Consider the following 24,151-nt stretch of genomic DNA (forward strand, 5'->3'; position numbering starts at 1 on the left):
GTACAGGCGGCCAGCGGCTTATGTGGCCCGATCAGAAGCCCGCGAAAGCTACGTGTCCCATGCGCATCCTCTCCGACGCTTTCATTCCCGAACTGCCCAATCGCTACAATGGCAAGGTGCGCGAAAATTACGATCTGCCGGACGGGCGCCGCATCATCATCGCCACCGATCGTCTGAGCGCGTTCGACACGATCCTGGCCTCGATCCCATTCAAGGGGCAGGTCCTCACGCAGACGGCGCGCTACTGGTTCGAGGAAACCGCCGACATCTGCCCCAACCATGTGCTGGAATATCCCGACCCCAATGTCGTCGTCGGCAGGCGGCTCGACATGCTGCCGGTCGAGATCGTGGTGCGCGGCTATCTGGCGGGGACCACCAGCACCTCGATCCTCACCAAATACAGGAAGGGCGAACGGAGCTTTTACGGTCACACCTTTCCCGATGGGCTGCGCGACAATGAAAAGCTGCCCCAAGCGATCATCACCCCGACCAGCAAGGCCGCCAGCGGCGGCCATGACGAGCCGCTGTCGGAGGCCGAGATCATCGAACAGCGGCTGCTTACGCAGGCGCAGTGGGACACCGTATCGCGTTATGCGCTGCAACTGTTCGCTCGCGGCCAGCAGCGCGCCGCCGAGCGCGGCCTGATCCTGGCCGACACCAAATATGAATTCGGCACCGCGCCGGACGGCGCCATCGTACTTGCGGACGAAATCCACACGCCCGACAGCAGCCGCTACTGGATCGCGCAGAGCTATAACGAGGCGTTCGCAAGCGGCGGGCGGCCGCAGAGTTTCGACAAGGATTTCGTCCGCTCATGGGTGTCAGCGCGGTGCGATCCCTACAACGATCCGATCCCGCAAATTCCGGACGAGATCGTCAACCAGGCCTCGGCGATCTACATCCAGGCCTATGAAGCGATCACGGGCGCCAAATTCGTGCCCGACCTTTCGGGAGATACGGTGCTGGAGCGCATCCGTTCGAATCTCGCGCGATATTTTTAAAAGATCCACGCCGGCGGAAATCCAACGCCGGGAAATTCCCGGCTTTTGCGCGCGGCGATTTTCGCCTAACCTTCCTCCATGTCCGCCTATGCCCGCGCAAGGCATATCGTCTCAGCCGGTGCCGCCGCCCTGGCGCTGGCGCTTTGGCTGACGCCGGCAGCTTCTCCCGCCGAACCGGTCGATGTCGAGCTGGTGCTGGCGGTCGATGTCTCGCTTTCGATGTCGCCGGCCGAGCTGGAGATCCAGCGTCACGGCTACGCCGCGGCGCTGACGCATGACAACGTGCTGAAGGCCATCGCCGACGGCGCCTATGGCAAGATCGCTGTCACCTATGTCGAATGGGCGGGCACGACCTGGCAGCGCGTCATCGTGCCGTGGACGGTGATCGCCAATCGCGACGATGCCGAGAAGGTGGTGGCGCATCTCAATGCCCGGCCGCCGGACAGCGCCCGGCGGACCTCGATCTCCGGCGCGCTGAGCTTCGGCAGCGATCTGTTCGCCGAGAGCGGTTTCCAGGGTACGAAGCGGGTCATCGACGTTTCCGGCGACGGGCCCAACAACCAGGGCGCGCCGGTCAATCTCACGCGCGACGAGGTGGTCAAGCAAGGCATCACCATCAACGGGCTGCCGTTGATGACGCGCGGCGGGTTCAGCGGCGCCTTCGACGTCGAAAATCTCGACCGCTATTACAGCGACTGCGTCATCGGCGGACCAGGCGCCTTCATGATCCCGGTCAATGACTGGACGCAGTTTCCCGAAGCGATCCGCCGCAAGCTGGTGCTGGAGCTTGCCGGCCCGGCTTCACCGCAATGGGCGGCCGAAGAGGCAGCGCACCCGCCGGTCGTACTCGCCGACGACGGGCCGGCAGCAGACTGCCTGGTGGGCGAGAAGATGTGGCGCAACCGCGGCTGGGGCACGCCGTGAGCAATCGAGAAGCCCCTCAAGGAGAACCATCGTCCGGTGCGGCTTCTGCTTCATTGACAAGCCTTTTGGGGTCTGTGAGACAATTCGGGCTCACCATAAAAGGGGAACCACAATGAAAAGAACCTCCATTTTCGCGGCGGCGCTGACCGCGGCCGCCGTGCTTAGCGCGCCGGCGATGGCGGCGACGTCGTTGACCATCGGCATCAGCGGCTGGACCGGTTTCGCGCCGCTGACTTTGGCCAAGCAGGCCGGGCTTTTCGAAAAGCACGGGCTCGACGTCACGCTCAAGAAAGTGCCGCAGGCGAGCCGTCCACTGGCCATCGCAAGCGGTGACCTGCAATGCGCGGCGACCACCGTCGAGACCTGGATGGTGTGGAACGCCAGCGGCGTCACCACCAAGCAGATTTTCCAGCTCGACAAATCCTACGGCGCCGACGGCATCGTCGTGCGCAACGACATCAAGAGCGTCGCCGATCTCAAGGGCAAGAACGTCGCTTCGTCCGCGCCTGGAACCTCGCCCTATTTCCTGCTCGCCTGGGTGCTGAACAAGAACGGCATGTCGACCAAGGACGTCACCATCGTCAACCTGGAGCCGGATGCGGCGGCGCAAGCCTTTCTCGCCGGCCAAAACGATGCCGCAGTCACTTACGAGCCCTTCATATCCGCCGTGCGCGACAAGGCCGACCAGGGCCACATCCTGGCGACCACGCTCGATTATCCGATGGTGATGGATACGGTCGGCTGCACGCCGGACTTCCTTAAGGCCAATCCCGATGCCGCCAAGGCCCTCGCCGACAGCTATTTCGACGCGCTCGACATGATCAAGAAGGATCCGCAGAAATCCTATGAGATCATGGGCGCCGACGTGAAGCAGTCGGCCAAGGAGTTCGAGGCTTCGGCCAAGTATCTGAAATGGGCCGACAAGGCGGAGAACAAGCAGTTCTTCACCAAGGAGTTCCAGGACTTCTCCAAAACGGCCGCCGAGCTCCTGCTGCAGATGGGGCTGATCAAGGAAGCGCCCGACGTGACGACGCTCGCCGACACCAGCGCGGTCGCCAACTGATCGCGCATCGCCGGATCGGTGGCGCCCGGCCGCCGATCCCTCCTCTCATGGACTTTTCCTGATGCTGCGTCCCTTGCATCCCGTTGCGCCGGGCACGCGAACCGCGCTCGGCATCGCCTTCTTTGTGCTGTTCGTGGCGTTCTGGGCGTGGATCACGCTAGGCGGCCACGTGAACCGGATCTTTCTCGCCGATCCGCTGTCGATGCTGAAGGACGGCTGGCGGCTGCTCGTCGAAGACCGGTTCTGGCTCGATATCCTGATCACGATCTGGCGCGTCTTCGGCGGCTTCGTGCTTGCGTCGATCTTCGCGGTGCCGATCGGCATCGCTATGGGCGCCTGGAAGCCGGTCGAAGCCTTCCTCGAACCGTTCGTTTCCTTTGCGCGCTACCTGCCGGCGTCGGCATTCATTCCGCTGCTCATCCTGTGGGCCGGCATCGGCGAACTCGAAAAGCTCCTGGTTATCTTTGTCGGCTCGGTGTTCCAGATCATCCTGATCGTCGCGGTCAAGGTCGGCAGCACGAGGCGGGACTTGGTCGAGGCAGCCTATACGCTGGGTGCGACCGACAACGGCATCGTCAAGCGCGTCATCATGCCGGCCAACGCGCCGGAGATCGCCGAAACGCTGCGGCTGGTGCTGGGCTGGGCCTGGACTTATGTGATCGTCGCCGAGCTGATCGGCTCGTCGTCAGGCATCGGCTACATGATCATCAACAGCCAGTCGCGGTTGGCGACGGGGCAGATCATCTTCGGCATCATCGTCATCGGGCTGATCGGGCTTCTGTCCGATTTTGCCTTCAAGGCGCTCAACCGCTGGCTCTATCCTTGGAGCCTGGCATGAGCAAGCTTCTGATCGAGCGCGTCTCGCGGACCTTTGCCGGGGTCGGGGGCGGGCAACCGGTGCAGGCGCTGCAGCCAGTAGACCTCGCGGTCGCGGCCAATGACTTCATCACCATCCTCGGGCCATCCGGCTGCGGAAAGTCGACACTGCTCAGGATCGTCGCGGGACTGGAGGCGCCGAGTACCGGCCGCGTGCTGCTCGACGGTAAGGCGGTCACAAGGCCGGGCCCGGACCGCGGCATGGTGTTCCAGTCCTACACCCTGTTTCCCTGGCTCACGGTTGCCGAAAACATCGGTTTCGGCCTGCGCGAGCAAGGCCGGCCCGAGCGCGAGCGCAACGAGATCGTCGCCTCTTATATCGATCTCGTCGGTCTGAGGGGTTTCGAGAACCATTGGCCCAAGCAGCTGTCGGGCGGCATGCAGCAGCGCACGGCGATCGCGCGGGCACTGGCCAACGATCCCGAAATCCTGCTGCTCGACGAACCGTTCGGCGCGCTGGACAACCAGACGCGCGGGCTGATGCAGGAACTGCTGCTCGGCATCTGGGAGCGGCGCAAGAAGACCGTGCTGTTCGTCACCCACGACATCGAGGAGGCGATCTTCATGGCGTCGCGGGTGATCGTGATGAGCGCCCGGCCCGGCCGCATCAAATCGGACGTGCCGGTCGACCTGCCGCATCCGCGCTACTACACGCTGAAGACCAGCCCGGAATTCTCCGCGCTGAAGGCGCAACTCACCGAAGACGTCCGCATCGAGGCGATGCGGACAGCGCAGACGCAGTCCGCCTAGACGACTGCGCCTCTGCCTGCTTAAGCCGCCAGCAGCTGCTTGCGGTCGACTCGCTCCTGCTGCGGCGAGCGGGCGTAGAGCTCGCGGTAGCATTTGGAAAAATGCGAGGCGGAGACGAAGCCGCAGGCCACCGCCACTTCGACAACCGGCATCGACGACTGGATCAGCAGGTGCCTGGCGCGGTCGAGCCGGATCTCCAGGTAATAGCGGGCGGGCGAGCGGCCCATCTCGGTGCGGAACAGGCGCTCGATCTGCCGGCGGGAAAGATCGACATGGTCGGCGATCTCGATCAGCGACAGCGGCTCGGCAAGGTTGGCTTCCATCAGCTCGATGATGGTGAGCACCTTCGAGTTCTGAACGCCCAGGCGGGCGCGCAGCGGCAGGCGCTGGCGGTCAGTCGGGCTGCGCACGCGGTCGGTCAGCACCTGCTCGCAGACGCGATTGACGAGGCTCTCGTCGAAATCGTCGCCGATCAGCTTCAGCATCATGTCGAGCGCGGCGGTGCCGCCGGCACAGGTGTAGACGTTCTGGTCGACCTCGAAGAGGTCGGCAAAGACATTGGCCTTCGGGAATGCCTCGGAAAAGCCCGGCAGGTTCTCCCAATGGATGGCGCAGCGCTTGTTGGACAACAGGCCGGCGGCGGCCAGGATATGGGCGCCGGTGCACAGGCCGCCAACGGCGACGCCGCGGTTGTATTCCTCGCGCAGCCAGGCGAAGGCCGACTTGTTGTGGTAGCGCTCGACATTGATGCCGCTGCAGACGATCGCCATGTTCGGCCGATCCGGCCCGGCCATCTTTTTGCGCTCTTCCTCGAGCGAGGTGTTGACGGCGCATTCGACGCCGTTCGAGGCGCGCACCGGCTTGCCGTCTATGCTGGCCAGCCGCCAGCGATAAGCTTCATAGCCGAGCATCCTGTTGGCCGAGCGCAGCGGATCCAGCGCCGTCGCGAAGGCGATCATCGTAAAATCGGGAATGAGGAAGAATACAAACGATCTCTTGATCGGATGCTTTACGGCATTCACGGGGAAACCTCACGCAGCCATGACGCGAACAGGATGTCGCGAACAGCATAGCGACAACAGGAAAAATCATTCCTGTCAATCGGGTAGGCGGCTAAGTGAAGATTAAATTTGCGACACGGGTCGCAAATGGGCAATTCGTGCAACTGCAGGGCGGCTCTTCGCCGACGTCAGGTGGCAATGCCCAAATGAAAACGCCGCCTCGGCAAGCCGGGCGGCGTTGGAATTCAGCATGCCGAATTGTCTCAGGCGACGAAGCCGAGGCGGGCAGCAGCCATGGCGCCGGTCTGGCCGGGCATGGTCTTGGCAAGACGCTGACGTTCCATAGCGGTTGTCAGGTTCATTTCACGGCGGGTGAACAGGCGGGCAAAGAGCTTCATCATCATCTCCATTTGGTTGCTCAGACGGGTCGCCTTCGCTTAATGGAGTGGGGCAGCTCGTTTTGGCTGACGGTGATATAGGCTCAGTTCAGCAAAATCTAAATCGCAAAAGCGAAGCGCTTGATATGAAAAGCGACATGGCTTGCGACATCCTTGGGCAGCGTACCCAAAATTTTCCACTATTTTCGGTGGGTTGGTTGGTTTGTTAACCCGCTATGCGGATGGCTCATATGCGTCATGCAGCAGCCGCATGGCCGGAAAAGTGGTTTGAATGCAAACAAAAGGCCATAAACAAAAAGGCCTGCCGAGCTGACGCGGCAGGCCTTCAGAACTTCATACACACTCGGTTACTTCGCTCCGGCCCAGCTTCCAACACCGAGGCGCAAGCCGGTCTTGGCATCTGCGGCTTCCGGCCAGCCGATATCCTTCTGCAGTTCGATCGGCAGCGCATGGATGGCGCGTTCGGTCTGGTAGCGGGCGCGGGCCGCGCTGAATTCGGTCGCAAGCCGACCGATGGAAGACAGGATAGACATTTCTTTCTCCTCTATGCGGGCAGGGAGGGGCGCCCGTCATTGCGTTAAACCAAGTCTGTTTCAGCTTCATTTCACGTCGATTGCAGGACTGTGTCAGGGTCGTTTCATGGCTGCTTTTGGCAGCATCCTGTATCGATCGAGTTGACTATGCGCCTGGAGTGATGTTCAATCAAACGAAATGGAATGATGGATTGCATCAGAAAATTTGAAGGCAGGCTGCCATGAACGCCCCGCTCAATCATCCTTTGCCGCTGCTTGACCTCGATGTGCTGCGCACCTTCGTGGCGATTGCCGAGACCGGCAGCTTCACCACCGCCGCCAATGCGGTGTTCCGCACGCCATCGGCCGTCTCCATGCAGATCAAGAAGCTGGAGGATATCCTCGGCCGTTCCGTCTTCGCGCGCGACGCGCGTTCGGTGACGCTGACCACGGATGGCGAGATGCTGCTCGGCTACGCGCGCCGGCTTTTGTCGATCAACCGCGAGGTGGTGTCGAAGTTCATCATCCCCGACATCGTGGGCGTGGTACGGCTCGGTTCCCCCGACGATTACGGCGAGCGTGTGCTGCCGCATGTGCTGAAGCGCTTCGCCCAGTCGCATCCGTCGATCGCCGTCGACGTCACCATCGACCAGAGCATCAATCTGCGCCGGCGCATGGACGACCGCGCGCTCGACATCACGCTGCTCACCAATTCCTACAAGACCAGTGCGGTCGGCGCGGAGGTGCTTTTGACCGAGCCGATCGTGTGGGCCGGGGCCAAGGGCGGCTGCGCGCATCTGCGCGAACCGCTGCCGGTGTCGCTGTGGGAAGAAGGCTGCGCCTGGCGGGCCGGCGCCCTGGAAGCGCTTGGACGCGAGGGCCGCAACTACCGCATCGCTTATATGAGCGCCCACACGGCCGGCCAGCGTGCCGCGATCATGGCCGACCTCGCGGTGGCGCCGCTGCCGAAGTCCTTCCTCGGCGACGAGATGGTCTCGCTGGGCGCCAAGGACGGCATGCCCGAGATCGGCACCTACAACCTTGCCATGGTGGTGGCGCCCGATGCGAGCGCGCCGGTGAAGGCCGTGGCCGACCACATCCGGGCGACGTTCGAACTGTTCCGCGAGACCGGCAAGTTCTGAGCTATTCAGCCGCCGGTGCGGGCCGGGCTGCGAAATCAGCCTTTGTCCTGCGCCGGGCGCGAGTCCGGAGGGCTGCGGGAACGCTGAGAAAGTCGACGATGCTGTCGCGCGCGCGGCGCGCCTCGGGCATCTCGATCAGCGGCCAGACGTGGAACATGCCTTCCTCATAGACCACGTCCACCTCGACGCCGGCAGCGCGCGCGCGTTCGGCGAAGATGAGATTATCTGGTGTCAGCATGTCGCGTGAACCGGTCAGCAGCAGCGTCTTCGGCAGCACGGACAAGTCGCCGTAAAGCGGGCTGATGTGCCAGTCGTTGCGGTCGAAACCGGCGCTGTAGAGCCGCACCGCTTCCAGCCCACCCGGAATGCCCAGCCATGGATCCTGCCGCTCGGCCTCGAAGACTTCGGGATTTGCAAGCGAAACGTCGAGACCGGGCGAGATCAGTACATGATGCGACGGTGCCGGCAGGCCTTCCTCGGCCGCCATCATGGTCAGCACGACCGCCATGTTGCCGCCGGCGGAATCGCCCATGAAGATGATGTCCTCGGCCTCGGTCTCATCGAGCATGCGGCGGTAGACGTTGCCGACCATGCCGAACATGTCATGGAAATCGTGCTCGGGCGCGATTGGGTAGATCGGCACGGTGATGCCGAAACCGAGACGCTCGGCCATCTCGGCGATCAGCCCCCAATGGTAGGAGGTGATCTGAAAAACGTAAGCGCCGCCATGCATGTAGAGGATGCGCCGGCGCTCGCCCGCCTTCGGCGCGATCTCATAGACGGGAAAGCCGTCGATTTCGGTCTCGGTGATGTCTACCCGCGCCTTGAGCAAGGCCGGCGGACGATGGTCTTCGGTCTTGCGGGCGTAGGCGATCCAACGGTGCAGGTTCTCGGGACTGGAAAACGCCTTCTTGCGGCTGTGCCTGAGAACGAACGAAACGAGATGGCTTTTCAAGCTGGGCATGCGGATACACGCATTTCGGCAGAGCCGACTAAGAGAGTTCCCCCGCTATTCCAAGATTGTACCTCAGTTAAAAATGTCAAGGTTTAGCCGCTGGCGCATCGGCGTTGCGACGGTGGGAGTTCCTTGTTTGCGCGATTCGAACGGAAGGCTACGGCTGCGTCGCCGAGCCCAACAGCTGCGCACTTCTCCCGGCATTGCTCCAGCGCAGCGCCGCGCGCAGTTTGTTGTCGCCGGCAGCCAGGGCCGTATTGCGGCCCCGGCGCTTGCCGAGCAGCTTGCATTTGTCGGCGAAGGTCATCAGCGCGGCGTGCCTAGAAGCAGCGCGTGAAGGGCTGCCTGCGGGTCGCTCGGCGGCGAGGCCGGCCAGCCGATATCCTTCTGGACATGCGCCGGCAGATCGTTGAGCGCGCGGATCGCCTTGTTCCTGGCATGAGCCTGCCTGATGGTGACACCGAAGCGGCTGAGATTTCCAAACATCGACATTTTCATCTCCCTTGAAGAGCGTGGCAGCCGAAGTTGCATGTCTTTGTCCCAAAGCCGCGAAGCGCTTTTGGGCGATGTGCATAATCTTCAGCCGCCATGCGATGGCCGCTAAATGCGTCACGCATGTATCGGGTCGATTTCGCGAAAACAGCGTTTCGGTTTCGAGATCCCGCGGATCCGGAAACATTTGCATTCAAATGATTGGGCAGACCGGCGCGCCCGTTTCAATCCGAATAGCTGCCATCGGTGGTTGACAGAGGCGAGCGGCTGCATTGTTATTGTGCAATGCGGCGTGGGGTATGTGCATCGCAGCATGATGCGATACGGGTCAGGGCATCGTGACGAGCATACATAGTATCCAATATCTGCGCGGCCTCGCCGCCTGCGCGGTCGTTTGCTTTCACGTCAGCGAGCAGTTCGGCGGTCCGCTCGACGTCGGGGCAGCCGGCGTCGACATCTTCTTTGTCATCAGCGGCTTCATCATGTGGGTGACGACGGCCGGCAGGCCGGCCGATCCCTGGCGTTTCATGGGACGCCGGATCACCCGCATCGTGCCTCTCTACTGGATCGTCACGCTGCTGACCGCGGCGGGCATCGTGCTCAAGCCGCAATTCTTCTACGGCCATTTCTTCAGTGTCCCGAATTTCCTGGGCTCGCTGTTCTTCCTGCCGGTCCTGCAGGAGGGCGCGCTGCATCCCATCGTCATACAGGGTTGGACGCTTTGCTATGAAATGATGTTCTATCTCGTTTTCACGCTTGTCCTGTTCCTGGGCGAGCGGTGGCGGTTCGGCGTTCTCACCGGCGCGCTTGTCGCCATCGTCGCGCTGCATTTCGTCCGTCCGGCCGGATATGCGCATGCCTTCACCGATCCCGTCGTGATCGAGTTCGCGGCCGGCGTCGTTGTCGGGCGCTTGTGGTTGCAAGGTGCCAGGCTGCCGCTCGGGGTGGGGCTGGCGATGGCTGGCGCGGGATTTCTTCTCCTTGCGGCCGGCTCACTATTCGATGCCGATTTGCCGCGTGCCTTGCGCTGGGGACTTCCGGCCGCATTGATCGTGGCGGGCGCGGTTTTTGCCGAGCGGGCGCGGCCGTTCAAGCCGGCTGCATTGCCCACATTTCTCGGCGATGCGTCCTATTCGATCTATCTGTGGCATGTCGTGGTCGGCGTCCTGACGACTGGCGTCGTCTTGAGGACCGGCCTGCCGGCAGCGTTGCAGCCGGCGCCGATCCTGGTCGCCACGCTTGCCCTCTCGGCGATGCTCTATCTGATCGTTGAAAAACCATTGATCGGGCTGCTGCATCCGCAACGTCCCAAGAGCGCCGTCAAGGCAACCAATGCCGCGGCCGCAGGGGCCGCGGAATGAGCTGAAACGTTAGATCGGGATGACGTTTCGTTGACTCGCCATCCTGATCTAACTCTTTGTTGGAGCAGGATCTTCTCCGAAAACCGGTTTCCACTTTTCGGGATCATGCTCTAGCCGCGGCCGCGCCGTGCCGCGCGTTCCTCGCGCGAACGCCGGCGAGGGGCGGCATCGCCGGCGGCGCCGTCCTCGCCCACCGTCTTGCGCGGCGGCAGCTTCACCGCGGCCGCCAGCTTGGGGAAGGGGTCGACCTTGTTCGGCAACGCCATGGCGTAGACGAAGTGCTCCTGGAATTTCGGCTCAAGCGCCGTCTCGATCTTCTCGATCCTGCTCACCGTCTCCTCGATCTCGCGCCGATAGCCGCGATTGAGCAGCGCCATGCGCGCGCCGGCGCCGGCGGCGTTGCCGACGGCCGAGACCTTGTCGAGGTCGCAATCCGGGATGAGGCCGAGCACCATGGCGTATTTCGGATCGATGAAGGAGCCGAAGGCACCGGCGAAATGGATGCGGTCGACATGGTCGGTGTGCTGCTTTTCCATCAACAGCTTGGTGCCGGCATAGAGCGCCGCCTTGGCAAGCTGGATGGCACGCACATCGTTCTGGGTGATGGTGATCTTCGGCTCGCCCTCCTTCAGCACGTAGGAGAAGGTGCGGCCGTTCGGCACAATGCGCGGCGAACGCATGCCGAGCGATCCGTCGACGACGCCGTCCTCGGAAATGATGCCCGACAGGTACATCTCGGCGATCACTTCGATGATGCCCGAACCGCAAATGCCGGTGACGCCGGTCGCCTGCACGCTTTCGGCGAAGCCCGGCTGATCCGACCACAGCTCCGAGCCGATGACGCGGTAGCGCGGCTCGAGCGTGTCCGGATCGATGCGCACGCGCTCGATAGCGCCGGGCGCCGCGCGCTGGCCGCCGGAGATCTCAGCACCCTCGAAGGCCGGGCCGGTAGGCGAGGAGGCCGCGACGACGCGCGCCGAGTTGCCGAGCACGATCTCGGCGTTGGTGCCGACGTCGACGATCAGCATCATTTCGTCCTGGCGATGCGGCCCTTCCGAAAGGGTTACGGCGGCAGCATCGGCGCCGACATGGCCGGCAATGCAGGGCAGCATATAGAGGCGCGCGCCCTGGTTGAGTTTCAGGCCGATGTCGGACGCCTTGATGCGCACGGCGCCGGAGACGGCAAGCGCGAAGGGCGCGCCGCCGAGCTCGGTCGGATCGATGCCGAGGAACAGATGATGCATGATCGGATTGCCGACGAAGACGGAATCCAGGATGTCGGCGCGCTGGACGTTGCCTTCGGCGCAGACCTTGTCGACGAGGCCGGATACCGCCTCGCGCACCGCGACCGTCATGCCTTCGCGGCCGTCCGGGTTCATCATCACATAAGAGACGCGGCTCATCAGATCCTCGCCGAAGCGGATCTGCGGATTGGACGTGCCGGAAGATGCGGCGACGCGGCCCGACAGCAGCGACACCAGATGCATGGCGATGGTGGTCGAGCCAATGTCGCAGGCAAGGCCGTAGGCTTCGTTCTTCAGGCCGGGCCACAGCGCGATGACGCGCGCGATGTCGCTGTCGGCATCCTTGTGGATGGCAGCGGTGGCCGTCCAGTTGCCCTTGCGCAGGATGCCCTGCACCTGCGGCATGAGATAGAAGTCGAATTCGAGATTCTTGAAGCCCCAGTCCTTCATCAGGGCGATCTTGAGCCGGTCGAGATCGCCGAGGGGCTTGTGCATGTCGGGCTCCTCAATCTCGACATAGCACATGCGGATCGCCGTATCGCGGGCGATCACCCTGGTGTCGGCGTCCTTGCGGATGGTCTGCGCGTTGATGACCGTGTCCTGCGGCACATCGATGACGAGGTCGCCGAGGATCTGCGTCGAGCAGGAGAGGCGACGCCGCTCGGGCAGACCGCGCACGCGCTCGTAGCGTTCTTCCTTGGCGCCCTTGGGCGAGATGTGGTCATTGGACGAGACGATCTTGTGCTTGGCGAAATTGCCTTCCTGCACTTCGATCTGGCAGCGCCCACAAGTGGCGCGGCCACCGCACACGCTTTCGACATAGACGCCGAGCTGGCGCGCCGCATCGAGGACCGGCGTGCCGACCGGGAACCGGCCGCGCTTGCCCGACGGCATGAACAGGACGAGCGGATCGGTGATGTTGGGGGGAGGATTCATGCTGGCATGTGTCTCGATGGCAATTGCCGATGCCGTTTAACGGATCGTTTTACTATTGGGCGGAGAGTCCGTTGGTCCAGGGGCCAACCATGTCGGATCTGCTGCTCTCCGCCATCTTCACCGCGTTCACCATGGTGCGCGTGATCAAGGGCTCGTGGCTGCGCAATCCGCAATACCTCGCCACCGGGATTGTCGGCGCGATTGTCGGTGCGCTGCTGCTGCACGCGTACTGGCCCGCCCATGACGATGATTTCATCGTCGGCGGCGTGACGGGCATCTTCGGATCGTGGGCGGGAATGGCGTTGTTCGACGCCATATCGGGCGTGGTCTGAACGCAAAGCAGAGCTGTCCGAGCGCATCCGCGATGCGATCGGACCAGCATTGTTTGCGGTGGGGCTCACGGTTGCGCGCTTACCCCCTGGCCATGCGGGCTTCGCGGCCGCCGCGGCGACGGCCGCCATTGCCGTTGCCTTCGCCGGGCGCATTGACGGCTGTTGGAGCCGCAACCGCTTGGCCGCCTTCGGCCGGCTTGTAATCCTTGTAGGTGCGGATCCAGTTGGTGCAGTTCTCGTCGGTGCCGTTGAGCACATTGGCGCCGCGCACGGCTTCCATCTCCTGCGGCCGGACCGGGTTCATGATTGCCGAGGTCATGCCGGCGCCGATCACCATCGGGATGAAAGCGGCGTTGATGCCGTGGCGGTGCGGCAGGCCGAAGGAGATGTTGGAGAGACCGCAGGTGGTGTTGACCTTGAGTTCTTCGCGGAGCCGCCGCAGCAGCGCGAACACTTGGCGTCCGGCATCGCCCAGCGCGCCGATCGGCATCACCAGCGGGTCGACGACGACGTCATGCGCCGGGATGCCGAAATCGGCGCAGCGCTCGACGATCTTCTTGGCGACGGCGAAGCGGACGTCCGGATCCATCGAGATGCCGGTCTCGTCGTTGGAGATGGCGACGACCGGGACGTTGTATTTCTTGACCAGCGGCAGGATGGCCTCGAGCTTTTCTTCCTCGCCGGTGACGGAGTTGACCAGCGGACGGCCCTTGGCGACCTTCAGCGCGGCCTCGATCGCGGCGCTGACCGAGCTATCGATCGACAGCGGCAGGTCGACGAGGCCCTGCACGATTTCCAACGTTTGCACGAGAAGCGCCGGCTCGGTGGCATTGGGGTCGACGGCTGTGACGCCGGCATTGACGTCGAGCATGGTGGCGCCGCAGGCGGCCTGCTCCAGCGCGTCCTTGATGACGGTCTCGAAATTGCCGGCCACCATTTCGGCGGCCAGCTTCTTGCGGCCGGTCGGGTTGATGCGCTCGCCAATCACGCAGAAGGGCTGGTCGAAGCCGATGACGATTTCTCGGGTCGCCGAGGCGACGATGGTGCGGGTCATGCAATCTCTCCGTCGGGATATAAAGACTTCTTTATATCGTTATCTGATTTGGTTCAAGTGAATGCGTGCCGTCCGCGCTCTTAGATTTTAAGTTCATGTGTGTCGTTGCACCAAACCGGTTCCCGCTTTGGGCGACATACATCAGTGCGCGGTCTTCACCATATCCACCTGGGTTTCGGTAATCTCGTCATGCAGTATGTGGTCGAGCCGTTCGGCGACGATCTGATCGTCGCGGCGGATCTCCCGTTTCCAGGGCTGGCGGCCTTTCAGCACGCCGGATTCATCGACGATCTCGGCGACATATTCCTCCTGGCGATAGGCCATCACATGGACGCCGGCGACGCCCGGGATTTCCTTCACCTCGTTGATGATGTCGATGCAGAGCTGCTTGCCTTCCTTCTTCTGATCCTGCGCGCCTTCCAGCCGCTTGATCACCGCATCGGGGATGTGGATACCCGGCACGTTGGAACGGATCCATTTCGCGGTCTTGGCGGAAGCGAGCGGGCCGACGCCGCAGAGCAGGAAGAGCTTTTCGGTGTGGCCGAGGTCGCGCGCCTTCTGCATGAAGGCTTTGAACATCGGCACGTCGAAGCAATACTGCGTCTGCGCGAACTGCGCGCCGGCGGCGATCTTCTTGCCGAGATGGATCGGGCGGAAGTCGTAGGGCGGCGCGAAGGGATTGACCGCGCAACCGAGGAAAACCTGCGGTGGCGTCGTCAGCTTGCGGCCGGACAGAAACTTGCCGTTGTCACGCATGATGCGGATGGTTTCGAGCAGCGACATGGAATCAAGGTCGAACACCGGCTTGGCGCCGGGCTGGTCGCCGGCCTGCACGCCGTCGCCAGTGAGGCAGAGCATATTGGCGACGCCCATCGCGGCGCCGCCCAGCACGTCGCCCTGGATAGCGATGCGGTTCTTGTCGCGGCAGGCGATCTGCATGATCGGCGCGTAGCCCATGCGGGTGAGCAGCGCGCAGATGCCGACCGAGGACATGTGGCAGTTGGCGCCCGAGGCATCGACCGCGTTGATGGCGTCGACCCAGCCGTCGAAGATCTTGGCGCGGTTGTAGACGTCTTCGGGATCGGCGCTGTCGGGCGGGTTGAGCTCGGTCGTCACCGCGAACTCGCCGCGGCGCAGCACGCGCTCCAGCCGGCCGCGCGAGGTGTGGCCGGGCAGGGGCTCAAGCGGCAGGTGGATGCCGGCCGGGTTCTCGTCGCGCTGGTGGCGGACGCTCATGCTGAAGCTCCGGTGTTCTGCTGGTTCTGGGCGGCTTCACGCGCTGCGGCGGCCTGCGCCGTCACCCTAAGCCATGCCGAGGTTTCGCGCAGCGACTGATCGACCGGCTTCTGCACGGCCAGGATCTTGTCGCCATGCACCATGTTGCGCGAGCCCTCCCAGGCCTTGACCCAGACGCAAGGCATGTCCGGCTCGACCTCGCAATTGCCGTTGGCGCGCACGCCGCCGCAGGGGCCGTTGCGAAGCTGCTTCGGGCAGTTCATCGGGCACGACATGCCGGTCGACGACAGGATGCATTGACCGCACATACGGCAGTCAAACATGAAGCCCTTGACGCGCTTCTCGATGAATTTCACCGGGGCTTCGACCCGGCTGTAGCCGATGCCCTTCCACAGAGGATGCAGGAGCAGGAAGGCATCGGCGAACCGGCTGTAGAACCATTCGAGCAGTCGCGAGTGCCGGATGGACCAGAGTCTGACGGCAAAAGTGCGCTGGACGCGCCGCTGCGGCGACACGTCCGCGGGCTTGTAGTCGGATTTCGGCGCTGCCTTTTTGACCAAGGTGGCCTGGGTAACCGTCGGCTGCTTGTCAGACATTTTCTTTCCCGCCAGCCTTGACCAGAGCGACCAGCCGCTCGCGGTCATATTTCGCGTCGAGTTCCTGATAGGCTTTCTCGACCTCGGCCTCGATGTCGTCGCCGACCGGGACCGGGTCGGCCTTGCGCCATTCCGCCAGATAGTCGTCGGTGCCGCCAGCGCCGGTGCGCATGGCGCACATGTCGATCGCCTCAGTGAAGCGCAGCGGCAATTCGCGCTTGGCGTTCTGCCGGCCCTTCTTGACGATGACCTGGGCTGGGATGTCGCGCCAGTAGACGACGATCAGATCGGCCATGAATTCTCAACTCCTCGAAGTCATGGAGCATTGCCGCATGCGTGGTTGAGCCGCTTGTTATGGGACGACGCGCGCGCCTTCAAAAGCGACGCTGGCCATGACGCAAAGCGAATGCTGGATTCGGTTGCCGGCTGATCACCAGACGCGCTTGGTCAGGCCGGTCCAGAGGTAGAACCAGATCGTCGGGTGATACCATTGCTTCGACGGTAGGCCCGGATCGATCGTTTCCAGTCTGCCGGCCAGCGCATTGCCGACCGCCTCGACGCATATATCGCGCGAAAAGGCGGCCTGCCGCAGCGCGTAGCTGGCGATCGTGTCGCCGGTCTTTGGCCTGCCGCGTGCCTGCTTCAGCACGCCGCCGGTATCGACACCGGCATCAACCAGATGCATGGTGGTGCCGAAATTCCCTCGATCGCCGCAGGCCAGCGCCCAGTAGCCGCCATTCATGCCGCGATATTTCGGCGCGATGCCGGCGTGATAGTTGAGCACCGGGCAAGGCATCTTTGCCAGCGTATCCTTCGACAGCAGCCTGCAGCCGGCAAGCAGCACGACGCCGGGTTTGATGCTGTTGATTTCTTTCAGGCATTCCGGCCCGTTGGCTGAAGGCACATGAATGATCGTCTGGCCATGCCGCGGCTCGGTCGCGAGCTTCTCCTCGGCGATAAGCCTCTCGGCATGACCGGCCAGGAACCGCTTGCCGAGTCTCGTCAACACCATCGTGCCAAGCTGGCCGATGGCCGAGATCCAGCCCTGGCGTCGCGCGCGGCCGATGAGCAGGCGCTTTTTGGATTCAGCGGATTCGAGGATGACGCTGACGGGACCGACGCGGTCGGCAAGCGCATTGACGATGGCCCAGATATGCGGGCCACCTTCAGTGACGACCACAATTGGTCGCGTACTCGATTCCGACGCTGCCACGGCAAGCACCCGCTAAAAAATCGGGCGCATGCTATGCGGAGCGGGTTAATCCTTGGTGTGCCCAAAACCCTCAGTCAGGCGTTTCAGCGCCCGGTTCAGCGCTTGAATTCCATGATGTCGAGCTTCGACTCGTAATAGGGCGCGGGGAATTCGATGCGCCATTCGGTGGCGCTGTTGCGGAAGGCGTAGCCGACCTGGTCGCTTCCGGGGCCGCTGCCATAAGGCTTGGCCTTGTCGTCATTGACCGAGAACGAGCCGAGATAGATGGCGCGTTTCTCGTTGTCGTCGAAAAAGCGGCCGGTTGTGCGCTGCGAGCCGCTGACCTTGGTAAGCCGCCAGCCCGAGCCGTCGTCGGCCACCTTGCATTTGAACCAGCCATAGATGATGAGCGGGCTCAGGCCGCCTGCCTTGATGGTGCGGCACTTCCAGTTTCCGGTGAGGTCCTTGTCGGAGAAGGCGACAAGTGGCTTGGCGAGCAGGTCATCCAACTGCTTGACCTCCGACGGATTGCCGGCTTTTGCCTCCTCGAGGGCCGCCTTGCGCGTCTCGCCGTATCTATCCAGTCGCGTCTTGTCGGCGGCGGTGATCAGCTTCTGCACTTCGCCGTCGGCATGGGCGGGCAAGGTGAGGGCGATGAGGCCGAGGGCGGCAAAAAGCAGGCGAGGCGTCATGAAATGTGTTTCCTCAATCAATGGCTGGAACAGTTTTTCCATCGCTGGCGCACAACTTACCGGTTCGCCATCGCCTGTCATCCATGCTTAACAGCGTGAGCTCGAAAAATGGCGGTTTGATCGATGCGGATATTGCTCACGGGATCGTCCAGCTGGCTCGGCGGCGCGCTCAAGCCGAGGCTCGAAGCGCTCGGCCATGAGGTGGTCGGTCTCGATCCGGTTGCCTCGGCGCGTACGCAAGTCGTCGGCTCGATCGCCGATCGCGAGCTGGTCTTCGGAACTGTCCGCGACAATCGCATCGAGGCCATCATTCACAGCGGCGCGCTGCACAAGCCGAACATCGAGCATAATGAGAATACGGCCTTCGTCGCGGCCAACATCCAGGGGACGCTGAACCTGCTCGACGCGGCGGTTGCCTGCGGCGTCGAGCGCTTCGTCTTCACCTCGACGACGTCGCTGATGATCTCGCAGGCGATCCGCGCCGGTTTCCAGGGCGGCGCGCGCAAGGCCGCCTGGCTTACGGAGGAGATGTCGCCGGAGCCGCGCAACATCTACGGCGTGACCAAGCTTTCCGCCGAGCATCTGTGCCGCCTTTACAATCTTCAGCATGGACTGCCGGTCGTGGTGCTGCGCATGGCGCGCTTCTTTCCCGAAGCGGACGACCCGCATGCGATCGAGCAATCGGACGCCAACACCAAGGCCAACGAGTTGCTGTTCCGCCGGCTGACGGTGGAAGATGCGGCCGAGGCCCATGTCGCGGCCCTGGAGAAGGCGCCGAGCCTTGGCTTCGACATCTTCATCATCTCGGCGCCGACGCCATTCCGGCCGCAGGATTGCGCCGAGCTGATCGCCGACGCGCCGGCCGTGGTGGCGCGCTATTTTCCGGAATATCCGCGCCTTTTTGCCAAGCAGGGCTGGACGATGTTCTCTTCGATCGACCGCGTCTACGACCCGTCGCGGGCGAGGGAGAGGCTGGGCTTCGTCTGCAGGACCAGCTTTGCTGACGTGCTTGCGGCGCTGGAGCAGGCCTGAAGGTTAGACGTCTCGTGCAGCGCCCTGCGCCGCCCGCGCCAGTTCGCCGATCAGGTCGCCATAGCCGGTCGAGCGGCGCTCATAGGTGAGGCCGAGCATGGCGGCGGCTTTCTCGGCGACCTTATCGAGTTCCGGGTCATCGGTCTGGGCGAGATAGATCAGCTTCTCATAGTTGCCGAAATAGTCCTTGATCAGCTCGGGATGCCGGTCGAGGCCGAGCGGCTTGATAAAGAAGGCCTCGAACTGGCGGCAGAGGAAATCGGTCATATAGAACGACATCATGTCGTCATCGGCCACCTTCGCGTAGGCGTCCATGCCCTGGTAGAAAGCAAAGCAATGCGGCCCGGCCATGCGCTCGACGCCATGCTTCTCGATGACGCGGTCGAGCAGGCCGCCGGTGCCGCAATCGGCGTAGCCGACGAAGATGTGCTGGTAGCCTTCCGCCTTGGCTTTCTCGATCGCCTTGTCCATCGCCGGAGCGATGCGGTCCGGATAGAAATGGAACTCGGCCGGCAGGCAGGTCAGCTCGAGATGGTCGAGCTTTAGCCGTTGCTTGACGGCCAAAACTTCGCGCGCAATCATCCCGCAGGCGATGACGAGCAGCCTGTCTGTTTGATTCGGTTCCGTTTTTTGCGTCTTGACCAAGTCGGGCCGGCTTTCGCTGCGGGGCTTAACATCTGTCGAGGGAGACACCGTCCATGAAACTGCTACGCATCGCGCCGATTGCCATCCTGGCCTGCGCGCTTGCACTCACCGCCTGCGCCAACACCATCCGGGGCGTCGGCAAGGATGTCAAATCGACGGCAAGGGCGGTCAAAGACACCGTCAACTGATCGGCAGCCTCGCCTATCATCTGGGAACAAAAAAGCCGCGCTGCAAGGCGCGGCTTTTCTTGTCGATCGATCCTGATGCCTTGGGTCAGGCGGAAGCGCGAACATTGTGCTTGCGCTTCATGTAATCCTTGGCCGTCTCCACCGCCACAGCGGCGTCGCGGCAATAAGCGTCGGCGCCGACGGCCTTGCCGAATTCCTCATTGAGCGGCGCGCCACCGACCAGCACGACATAGTCGTCGCGGATGCCCTTTTCCTTCATCGTGTCGATGACGACCTTCATATAGGGCATGGTGGTGGTGAGCAGGGCCGACATGCCGATGATGTCGGGCTGGTGCTGCTCGATGGCGTCGAGATACTTCTCGACCGCGTTGTTGATGCCGAGATCGATGACGTCGAAGCCGGCGCCTTCCATCATCATGCCGACGAGGTTCTTGCCGATGTCGTGGATGTCGCCCTTGACGGTGCCGATCACCATCTTGCCTTGCTTCGGCGCGCCGGTGGCGGCGAGCAGCGGACGCAGGATGGCCATGCCGGCCTTCATGGCGTTGGCCGAGAGCAGCACTTCCGGCACGAACAGGATGCCGTCGCGGAAGTCTTCGCCGACGATGCGCATGCCTTCGACCAGCGCTTCGGTAAGCACCTTGTAGGGCGCCCAATTGCGCTCGAGAAGGATGTTGGTGCCTTCCTCGATTTCCTCCTTAAGCCCGTCATAGAGGTCGTCATGCATCTGCTGCACGAGTTCCTCGTCGGAAAGCTCGGAAAGGATGATCTCGTCGTCGGACATTTTTCTCGGGCTCCTTGCTGCTCGGAATGACTGCGGCAGCCTAAAAATCGATGCGCCAATACCTAACCCGCGAGGGCAAGCTAGCCATAGCTGATTTGCGACTTCCCGCAAAAGGAAAGCGACTGAAAAATTGGCGCTTTTCTTGTCGATTTTGCGACAGGCGTTGGCGCTGGCTGGCCGTTTCCAATAGGGTGCATGGCTACGATCCGGCAAGAAGCGGTGACGATGGGCCGCCCCAGCCAATTCAGGCCAAGTTATAGGAAGACGATCATGAGCGATAACGCGGCAGTCGAGCAGGAAGCGTCAGGTGGACGGCGCGGACGCGGCGCCAGCGGCGGCGCGGCGGCACGCCGGGCGGCCCGATCGGGCGGCGGCCCGGGCACCCAGCTCACCTACATCAAGCGCAAGATCAACGTCTATGAGGTCCTCAACGAGGAGGGGCTGGCGCTGATCGAGAAGAACACCGACACCGTGCTGGAAGAAACCGGCATCATCTTCCGCGATGACGCCGAGGCGCTGGCGCTGTGGAAAGAGGCAGGCGCCGACGTCAAGGGCGAGCGCGTGCACTTTCCCAAGGGCCTTTGCCGCTCGCTGTTGAAGACAGCCCCTTCGATCTACACCCAGCATGCGCGCAATCCGGAGCGCTCGGTGCAGATCGGCGGCAATGCAACCGTGTTCGCGCCGGTTTACGGCCCGCCCTTCGTGCGCGACCTCGACGGCAACCGCCGCTACGCGACGATCGAGGATTTCCAGAATTTCGTGAAGCTCGCCTATATGGCGCCGTCGATCCACCATTCGGGCGGCACGGTGTGCGAGCCGGTCGATGTGCCGGTCAACAAGCGCCACCTCGACATGATCTACGCGCATATCCGCTACTCGGACAAGCCGTTCATGGGCTCGGTGACGGCGCCGGAGCGGGCCGAGGACACGGTGGCGATGGCCAAGCTCGTGTTCGGCGACGACTTCGTCGAGAACAACACGGTGCTGACCAGCCTGATCAACGCCAACTCGCCGATGGTGTTCGACGAGACCATGCTCGGGGCGCTGAAAGTCTATTCGCGCCATAACCAGGCCTGCATCGTCACGCCGTTCATCCTGGCCGGCGCGATGAGCCCGGTGACGGTTGCCGGCACGCTGACGCAGGTGCTGGCCGAGGTGCTCGCCGGCGCCTCGTTCACCCAGCTGATCAGGCCCGGCGCACCAGTGCTGTTCGGCACCTTCGCCTCGTCGATCTCGATGCAGTCCGGCGCGCCGACCTTCGGCACGCCCGAGCCGTCGCTGGTCTCCTATGGTGCGGCACAGCTCGCGCGACGGCTCGGTCTGCCATTCCGCACCGGCGGTTCGCTCTGCGCCTCGAAGGTCCCGGACGCGCAGGCAGCCTATGAGAGCGCCAACACGCTCAACTCGACCATCCTTGCCGGCACCAATTTCGTGCTGCATTCGGCGGGCTGGCTCGAGGGGGGGCTCGCCTCCTGCTACGAAAAATTCATGATGGACATCGACCAGCTCGGCATGCAGCAGAAGTTTGCCGAGGGCGTCGACCTGTCGGAAAACGGCCAGGCGATGGACGCCATCCGCCAGGTCGGCCCGGGCAGCCATTATCTCGGCTGCGACCACACCCAGGCGAATTTCCAGACGGCCTTCTACCGCTCCAGCATCGCCGACAATAATTCCTACGAGCAGTGGCTGGCCGAAGGCGAGAAGACCGCGCCGCAGCGGGCGAATGAGCTCGCACGCCGCTGGCTGGAAAGCTACGAGGCGCCGCATCTCGATCCGGCCATCGACGAGGCGCTGAAGGACTTCATCGCCAAGAAGAAGGGCTCGATGCCCGACGCCTTCACGTGAAAGGAGCCCGAGTCAGGCCGGGCTAAAGTCGCCAACATCATTCACAAGGAAGTCTGGCGGAGCGCGTTCTCCGATCCGGACCGGAAAGGATGACTTTTTCCCGCGGCACGGTCGAGGAGATTGCGGCCGCGCTCGCGGCCAACGGCCTGATCCGGCGCGGCGGTTTCAGCTTCGGCGACGATGAGATGGCGCCGGCCGGACCTTCCGGCGCTCCAGCCAAATCGATGCTGCTTGTCGGGCAGGCGGGCGCGGCGCCCTGGCCGCATTTCCAGCGTTGGCGGGAACGACAGGCGAGGGACATCGCCAACCCGCTCGACAGTTGGTCGCGCGAGGTGATCGGCGCGGTGGCGCAAGAATTCGGCGTCCGCGCCATATCGCCTTCAGACCGGCCCTATCTGCCGTTCCAGCAATGGGCGATGCGGGCGGAAGGGCTGAAACCGTCGCCGCTCGGCATTCTCATGCATCCGACCTATGGGCTCTGGCATGCCTATCGCGGCGCCTTGCTGTTCGATGACGAGATTTCCGCTCCCGAAGCTCACGAAGCGATTCATCTTTGCGACACATGTGTCGAAAAACCCTGCCTGAAATCCTGTCCGGTCGGCGCCTATTCGATGGATGGCTTCGCGCACCAGGCGTGCCTGGTGCATGTGCGTGGCACGGATGGTGCACCCTGCCGCGCCGGCGGCTGCCTCGACCGCAACGTCTGTCCTTATGGCGCTAAGTATCGCTATCCGCCCGATGTCCAGGCTTTTCATATGGCGGCGTTCGCCGGACTGTAGGCATTCTTCCGAACCGCACGGAAACTTGACCGCGATCGAGAGGTTGCGGCTTGCCCTGCCGGGCGGCGCGGATATCTATCGCCTGGCAACCGGCGGAGCGCGCAATGACGAAGCAGGACATCGAGATCAAGACCCTGGACGGCACGGCGAAGGCACGGCTGTTTCGTCCAGCCGCGCCGGCCAAGGCTGGCGTCATCCTCTACATGGATATTTTCGGTCCGCGCCCGGCGCTCGACCAGATGGCCGAGCGCCTCGCGGAGCATGGCTATGCCGTACTGGTGCCTGATCTCTTCTACCGCTATGCGCCCTATGGTCCGTTCGATCCCAAAACCGCCTTTGCCGAGGAAAAGACCAAGGCCCTGCTGTTGATCCTGAGCGGCGGCACGACGCAGGGCATGACCATCCGCGACGGCAGCGCCTTCCTCGATGCTCTGGCCGCCGAGGGGATCGCCGGACCTGTTGGCGTCGTCGGCTATTGCATGGGCGGCGCGCGGGCGCTGAACGCGGCGGCAAGCTATCCCGACCGTATCGCCGCCGCGGCGAGCTTCCATGGCGGCAATCTCGCCAGCGACGCGCCTGACAGTCCGCACCGCAAGGCGGCCTCCATCAAGGCGCGCGTCTATGTCGGCGTCGCCGGCGTCGACCGCAGCTTCCCGCCCGAGCAGTCGGCGCGGCTGGCGGAGGCGCTCAGGGTGGCAGAGGTCGACCACGTCATCGAGAACTATGTCGGCGTCGGCCATGGCTGGTGCGTCAAGGATCACAGCGTCTATGACGAGGCGGGCGCCGAGAGGCATTGGAAGCGGCTGACGACGTTCTTCAAAGAGACGCTGGGATAAGGTGTGCCGATATTCGGGTGAGGCCGGCCTGCAAATGGCGGTTTCCTGCGCTTCCGGTGCTCACGTACTTCAAGTACGCTCTTCGCCGGCTGAAGCCCTCATAAGTGTCTCCGCTCCATGGCGGCTACGGCCGGCGTAGGCCGGTTCTCGGAAACCGCCCAGTTTGGTCGCTTCGCGCCCGTCTTCGACTCCGGCTCGGCCTGACCCGAATCTCGACACACCTCGTCCATCGCGCCTAATTGCCTTCTCAAAAAAATCTTTCCATCGCCCCAAGGATTGGTCATT

28 protein-coding genes are annotated in these 24,151 nt (G+C 63.2%); 13 read left to right on the forward strand and 15 right to left on the reverse strand.

Annotated features, from left to right (window positions below; all coding sequences use genetic code 11):
* Positions 1-59 precede the first annotated feature (59 nt).
* The 5 genes from LB553_RS04530 to LB553_RS04550 all read left to right on the forward strand — a co-directional run bounded on the left by LB553_RS04530 (position 60) and on the right by LB553_RS04550 (position 4,614).
* Positions 60-1,001, forward strand: a complete 942-nt coding sequence (locus LB553_RS04530) for a phosphoribosylaminoimidazolesuccinocarboxamide synthase (protein ID WP_224511043.1) — start codon at positions 60-62, stop codon at positions 999-1,001.
* 78 nt (positions 1,002-1,079) lie between these two features.
* Entirely contained in the window at positions 1,080-1,925 is an 846-nt protein-coding gene (locus LB553_RS04535; RefSeq protein ID WP_224511045.1) for a DUF1194 domain-containing protein, read from the forward strand.
* A 112-nt stretch (positions 1,926-2,037) separates the two neighbouring features.
* Entirely contained in the window at positions 2,038-2,988 is a 951-nt protein-coding gene (locus tag LB553_RS04540; protein ID WP_224511047.1) for an ABC transporter substrate-binding protein, read from the forward strand.
* A gap of 61 nt (positions 2,989-3,049) precedes the next feature.
* Positions 3,050-3,826 (forward strand): ABC transporter permease, encoded by a 777-nt coding sequence (locus LB553_RS04545; RefSeq protein ID WP_411962156.1) that lies wholly within the window; start codon positions 3,050-3,052, stop codon positions 3,824-3,826.
* The gene (locus LB553_RS04550) at positions 3,823-4,614 is read left to right on the forward strand and encodes an ABC transporter ATP-binding protein (protein WP_224511048.1); all 792 of its coding nucleotides are present in this window, start codon (positions 3,823-3,825) and stop codon (positions 4,612-4,614) included. The genes LB553_RS04545 and LB553_RS04550 overlap by 4 nt, the downstream gene beginning before the upstream one ends.
* A gap of 20 nt (positions 4,615-4,634) precedes the next feature.
* On the opposite strand, the gene LB553_RS04555 is transcribed toward LB553_RS04550, so the two are convergent.
* The 3 genes from LB553_RS04555 to LB553_RS04560 all read right to left on the reverse strand — a co-directional run bounded on the left by LB553_RS04555 (position 4,635) and on the right by LB553_RS04560 (position 6,546).
* A complete protein-coding gene (locus LB553_RS04555; RefSeq protein WP_263483932.1) occupies positions 4,635-5,573 on the reverse strand; it encodes a GlxA family transcriptional regulator in 939 nt (312 codons plus the stop codon).
* A gap of 305 nt (positions 5,574-5,878) precedes the next feature.
* On the reverse strand, positions 5,879-6,013 hold the full coding sequence (locus LB553_RS30460; RefSeq protein ID WP_263483928.1) for a hypothetical protein: 135 nt from the start codon (positions 6,011-6,013) through the stop codon (positions 5,879-5,881).
* 347 nt (positions 6,014-6,360) lie between these two features.
* Positions 6,361-6,546: a hypothetical protein gene (locus LB553_RS04560; protein WP_095764923.1), complete on the reverse strand. Its 186-nt coding sequence runs from the start codon at positions 6,544-6,546 to the stop codon at positions 6,361-6,363.
* A 221-nt stretch (positions 6,547-6,767) separates the two neighbouring features.
* On the opposite strand from LB553_RS04560, the gene LB553_RS04565 reads away from it, so the two are divergent.
* Entirely contained in the window at positions 6,768-7,667 is a 900-nt protein-coding gene (locus LB553_RS04565; protein WP_042645025.1) for a LysR substrate-binding domain-containing protein, read from the forward strand.
* Position 7,668: 1 nt separating this feature from the next.
* Here the strand turns inward: LB553_RS04565 and LB553_RS04570 are convergent, their stop codons facing one another.
* The 3 genes from LB553_RS04570 to LB553_RS04580 form a co-directional block, all read right to left on the reverse strand.
* Positions 7,669-8,631: an alpha/beta hydrolase gene (locus tag LB553_RS04570; RefSeq protein WP_224511053.1), complete on the reverse strand. Its 963-nt coding sequence runs from the start codon at positions 8,629-8,631 to the stop codon at positions 7,669-7,671.
* A 148-nt stretch (positions 8,632-8,779) separates the two neighbouring features.
* Positions 8,780-8,929, reverse strand: coding sequence for a hypothetical protein (locus tag LB553_RS04575; protein WP_224511054.1), 150 nt, complete (start codon positions 8,927-8,929; stop codon positions 8,780-8,782).
* Complete coding sequence (locus LB553_RS04580; RefSeq protein ID WP_181174730.1) at positions 8,929-9,114, reverse strand: hypothetical protein; 186 nt, start codon at positions 9,112-9,114, stop codon at positions 8,929-8,931. The genes LB553_RS04575 and LB553_RS04580 overlap by 1 nt, the downstream gene beginning before the upstream one ends.
* 338 nt (positions 9,115-9,452) lie before the next feature.
* On the opposite strand from LB553_RS04580, the gene LB553_RS04585 reads away from it, so the two are divergent.
* Complete coding sequence (locus tag LB553_RS04585) at positions 9,453-10,475, forward strand: acyltransferase family protein (protein ID WP_224511057.1); 1,023 nt, start codon at positions 9,453-9,455, stop codon at positions 10,473-10,475.
* A gap of 110 nt (positions 10,476-10,585) precedes the next feature.
* Here the strand turns inward: LB553_RS04585 and LB553_RS04590 are convergent, their stop codons facing one another.
* Positions 10,586-12,655, reverse strand: coding sequence for an ASKHA domain-containing protein (locus tag LB553_RS04590; protein ID WP_224511059.1), 2,070 nt, complete (start codon positions 12,653-12,655; stop codon positions 10,586-10,588).
* An 89-nt stretch (positions 12,656-12,744) separates the two neighbouring features.
* Between LB553_RS04590 and LB553_RS04595 the strand changes: the two genes are divergently transcribed.
* On the forward strand, positions 12,745-12,987 hold the full coding sequence (locus LB553_RS04595; RefSeq protein ID WP_224511061.1) for a hypothetical protein: 243 nt from the start codon (positions 12,745-12,747) through the stop codon (positions 12,985-12,987).
* Positions 12,988-13,066: 79 nt separating this feature from the next.
* Here LB553_RS04595 and LB553_RS04600 read toward each other — a convergent pair whose 3' ends face one another.
* The 6 genes from LB553_RS04600 to LB553_RS04625 all read right to left on the reverse strand — a co-directional run bounded on the left by LB553_RS04600 (position 13,067) and on the right by LB553_RS04625 (position 17,757).
* Complete coding sequence (locus tag LB553_RS04600) at positions 13,067-14,041, reverse strand: methyltetrahydrofolate cobalamin methyltransferase (protein ID WP_095764928.1); 975 nt, start codon at positions 14,039-14,041, stop codon at positions 13,067-13,069.
* A 141-nt stretch (positions 14,042-14,182) separates the two neighbouring features.
* Entirely contained in the window at positions 14,183-15,277 is a 1,095-nt protein-coding gene (locus LB553_RS04605; RefSeq protein ID WP_224511063.1) for a methylenetetrahydrofolate reductase, read from the reverse strand.
* Positions 15,274-15,873 carry a methylenetetrahydrofolate reductase C-terminal domain-containing protein gene (locus LB553_RS04610; protein WP_224511066.1) on the reverse strand — a complete coding sequence of 200 codons (600 nt, stop codon included), beginning with the start codon at positions 15,871-15,873 and terminating at the stop codon, positions 15,274-15,276. The genes LB553_RS04605 and LB553_RS04610 overlap by 4 nt, the downstream gene beginning before the upstream one ends.
* Positions 15,866-16,168, reverse strand: a complete 303-nt coding sequence (locus tag LB553_RS04615) for a virulence factor (protein ID WP_041003951.1) — start codon at positions 16,166-16,168, stop codon at positions 15,866-15,868. Before LB553_RS04615 ends, LB553_RS04610 begins: the two co-directional genes overlap by 8 nt.
* Positions 16,169-16,303: 135 nt before the next feature.
* Positions 16,304-17,086, reverse strand: a complete 783-nt coding sequence (locus tag LB553_RS04620; protein ID WP_224511068.1) for a formyl transferase — start codon at positions 17,084-17,086, stop codon at positions 16,304-16,306.
* Between the two features lie 95 nt (positions 17,087-17,181).
* Positions 17,182-17,757 carry a DUF4893 domain-containing protein gene (locus tag LB553_RS04625; RefSeq protein WP_224511070.1) on the reverse strand — a complete coding sequence of 192 codons (576 nt, stop codon included), beginning with the start codon at positions 17,755-17,757 and terminating at the stop codon, positions 17,182-17,184.
* Positions 17,758-17,880: 123 nt separating this feature from the next.
* Here LB553_RS04625 and LB553_RS04630 point away from each other — a divergent pair, with 123 nt between their 5' ends.
* Positions 17,881-18,789, forward strand: coding sequence for an NAD-dependent epimerase/dehydratase family protein (locus LB553_RS04630; RefSeq protein WP_224511072.1), 909 nt, complete (start codon positions 17,881-17,883; stop codon positions 18,787-18,789).
* 3 nt (positions 18,790-18,792) lie between these two features.
* Here LB553_RS04630 and LB553_RS04635 read toward each other — a convergent pair whose 3' ends face one another.
* Positions 18,793-19,434 (reverse strand): DUF1638 domain-containing protein, encoded by a 642-nt coding sequence (locus LB553_RS04635; protein ID WP_224511075.1) that lies wholly within the window; start codon positions 19,432-19,434, stop codon positions 18,793-18,795.
* 53 nt (positions 19,435-19,487) lie between these two features.
* On the opposite strand from LB553_RS04635, the gene LB553_RS04640 reads away from it, so the two are divergent.
* Positions 19,488-19,622 carry an entericidin A/B family lipoprotein gene (locus LB553_RS04640; RefSeq protein WP_041003961.1) on the forward strand — a complete coding sequence of 45 codons (135 nt, stop codon included), beginning with the start codon at positions 19,488-19,490 and terminating at the stop codon, positions 19,620-19,622.
* A gap of 85 nt (positions 19,623-19,707) precedes the next feature.
* Here the strand turns inward: LB553_RS04640 and LB553_RS04645 are convergent, their stop codons facing one another.
* On the reverse strand, positions 19,708-20,406 hold the full coding sequence (locus LB553_RS04645) for a corrinoid protein (protein ID WP_224511077.1): 699 nt from the start codon (positions 20,404-20,406) through the stop codon (positions 19,708-19,710).
* A gap of 270 nt (positions 20,407-20,676) precedes the next feature.
* Here LB553_RS04645 and LB553_RS04650 point away from each other — a divergent pair, with 270 nt between their 5' ends.
* From LB553_RS04650 to LB553_RS04660, 3 genes are all read left to right on the forward strand, one after another.
* Entirely contained in the window at positions 20,677-22,251 is a 1,575-nt protein-coding gene (locus LB553_RS04650) for a trimethylamine methyltransferase family protein (RefSeq protein ID WP_224511079.1), read from the forward strand.
* An 89-nt stretch (positions 22,252-22,340) separates the two neighbouring features.
* Positions 22,341-23,030: a 4Fe-4S dicluster domain-containing protein gene (locus tag LB553_RS04655; protein ID WP_224511081.1), complete on the forward strand. Its 690-nt coding sequence runs from the start codon at positions 22,341-22,343 to the stop codon at positions 23,028-23,030.
* Positions 23,031-23,134: 104 nt separating this feature from the next.
* A complete protein-coding gene (locus LB553_RS04660; protein ID WP_224511083.1) occupies positions 23,135-23,866 on the forward strand; it encodes a dienelactone hydrolase family protein in 732 nt (243 codons plus the stop codon).
* Positions 23,867-24,151: the final 285 nt, after the last annotated feature.

Source organism: Mesorhizobium sp. CA8 (assembly GCF_020164955.1).
In the GTDB taxonomy this organism is placed as follows: Bacteria; Pseudomonadota; Alphaproteobacteria; order Rhizobiales; family Rhizobiaceae; genus Mesorhizobium.

Excerpts from the sequence above, each read along its gene's own strand:
- LB553_RS04535 (WP_224511045.1), top strand. The coding sequence starts at position 1,080 with ATGTCCGCCTATGCCCGCGCAAGGCATATCGTCTCAGCCGGTGCCGCC.
- LB553_RS04640 (WP_041003961.1), top strand. The coding sequence starts at position 19,488 with ATGAAACTGCTACGCATCGCGCCGATTGCCATCCTGGCCTGCGCGCTT.
- LB553_RS04590 (WP_224511059.1), bottom strand. The coding sequence starts at position 12,655 with ATGAATCCTCCCCCCAACATCACCGATCCGCTCGTCCTGTTCATGCCG.
- LB553_RS04610 (WP_224511066.1), bottom strand. The coding sequence starts at position 15,873 with ATGTCTGACAAGCAGCCGACGGTTACCCAGGCCACCTTGGTCAAAAAG.
- LB553_RS04650 (WP_224511079.1), top strand. The coding sequence starts at position 20,677 with ATGAGCGATAACGCGGCAGTCGAGCAGGAAGCGTCAGGTGGACGGCGC.
- LB553_RS04580 (WP_181174730.1), bottom strand. The coding sequence starts at position 9,114 with ATGTCGATGTTTGGAAATCTCAGCCGCTTCGGTGTCACCATCAGGCAG.
- LB553_RS04615 (WP_041003951.1), bottom strand. The coding sequence starts at position 16,168 with ATGGCCGATCTGATCGTCGTCTACTGGCGCGACATCCCAGCCCAGGTC.
- LB553_RS04600 (WP_095764928.1), bottom strand. The coding sequence starts at position 14,041 with ATGACCCGCACCATCGTCGCCTCGGCGACCCGAGAAATCGTCATCGGC.
- LB553_RS04560 (WP_095764923.1), bottom strand. The coding sequence starts at position 6,546 with ATGTCTATCCTGTCTTCCATCGGTCGGCTTGCGACCGAATTCAGCGCG.
- LB553_RS04630 (WP_224511072.1), top strand. The coding sequence starts at position 17,881 with ATGCGGATATTGCTCACGGGATCGTCCAGCTGGCTCGGCGGCGCGCTC.
- LB553_RS04550 (WP_224511048.1), top strand. The coding sequence starts at position 3,823 with ATGAGCAAGCTTCTGATCGAGCGCGTCTCGCGGACCTTTGCCGGGGTC.
- LB553_RS04625 (WP_224511070.1), bottom strand. The coding sequence starts at position 17,757 with ATGACGCCTCGCCTGCTTTTTGCCGCCCTCGGCCTCATCGCCCTCACC.
- LB553_RS04575 (WP_224511054.1), bottom strand. The coding sequence starts at position 8,929 with ATGACCTTCGCCGACAAATGCAAGCTGCTCGGCAAGCGCCGGGGCCGC.
- LB553_RS30460 (WP_263483928.1), bottom strand. The coding sequence starts at position 6,013 with ATGAAGCTCTTTGCCCGCCTGTTCACCCGCCGTGAAATGAACCTGACA.
- LB553_RS04660 (WP_224511083.1), top strand. The coding sequence starts at position 23,135 with ATGACGAAGCAGGACATCGAGATCAAGACCCTGGACGGCACGGCGAAG.
- LB553_RS04645 (WP_224511077.1), bottom strand. The coding sequence starts at position 20,406 with ATGTCCGACGACGAGATCATCCTTTCCGAGCTTTCCGACGAGGAACTC.
- LB553_RS04565 (WP_042645025.1), top strand. The coding sequence starts at position 6,768 with ATGAACGCCCCGCTCAATCATCCTTTGCCGCTGCTTGACCTCGATGTG.
- LB553_RS04555 (WP_263483932.1), bottom strand. The coding sequence starts at position 5,573 with ATGATCGCCTTCGCGACGGCGCTGGATCCGCTGCGCTCGGCCAACAGG.
- LB553_RS04540 (WP_224511047.1), top strand. The coding sequence starts at position 2,038 with ATGAAAAGAACCTCCATTTTCGCGGCGGCGCTGACCGCGGCCGCCGTG.
- LB553_RS04655 (WP_224511081.1), top strand. The coding sequence starts at position 22,341 with ATGACTTTTTCCCGCGGCACGGTCGAGGAGATTGCGGCCGCGCTCGCG.
- LB553_RS04530 (WP_224511043.1), top strand. The coding sequence starts at position 60 with ATGCGCATCCTCTCCGACGCTTTCATTCCCGAACTGCCCAATCGCTAC.
- LB553_RS04545 (WP_411962156.1), top strand. The coding sequence starts at position 3,050 with ATGCTGCGTCCCTTGCATCCCGTTGCGCCGGGCACGCGAACCGCGCTC.
- LB553_RS04605 (WP_224511063.1), bottom strand. The coding sequence starts at position 15,277 with ATGAGCGTCCGCCACCAGCGCGACGAGAACCCGGCCGGCATCCACCTG.
- LB553_RS04595 (WP_224511061.1), top strand. The coding sequence starts at position 12,745 with ATGTCGGATCTGCTGCTCTCCGCCATCTTCACCGCGTTCACCATGGTG.
- LB553_RS04570 (WP_224511053.1), bottom strand. The coding sequence starts at position 8,631 with ATGCCCAGCTTGAAAAGCCATCTCGTTTCGTTCGTTCTCAGGCACAGC.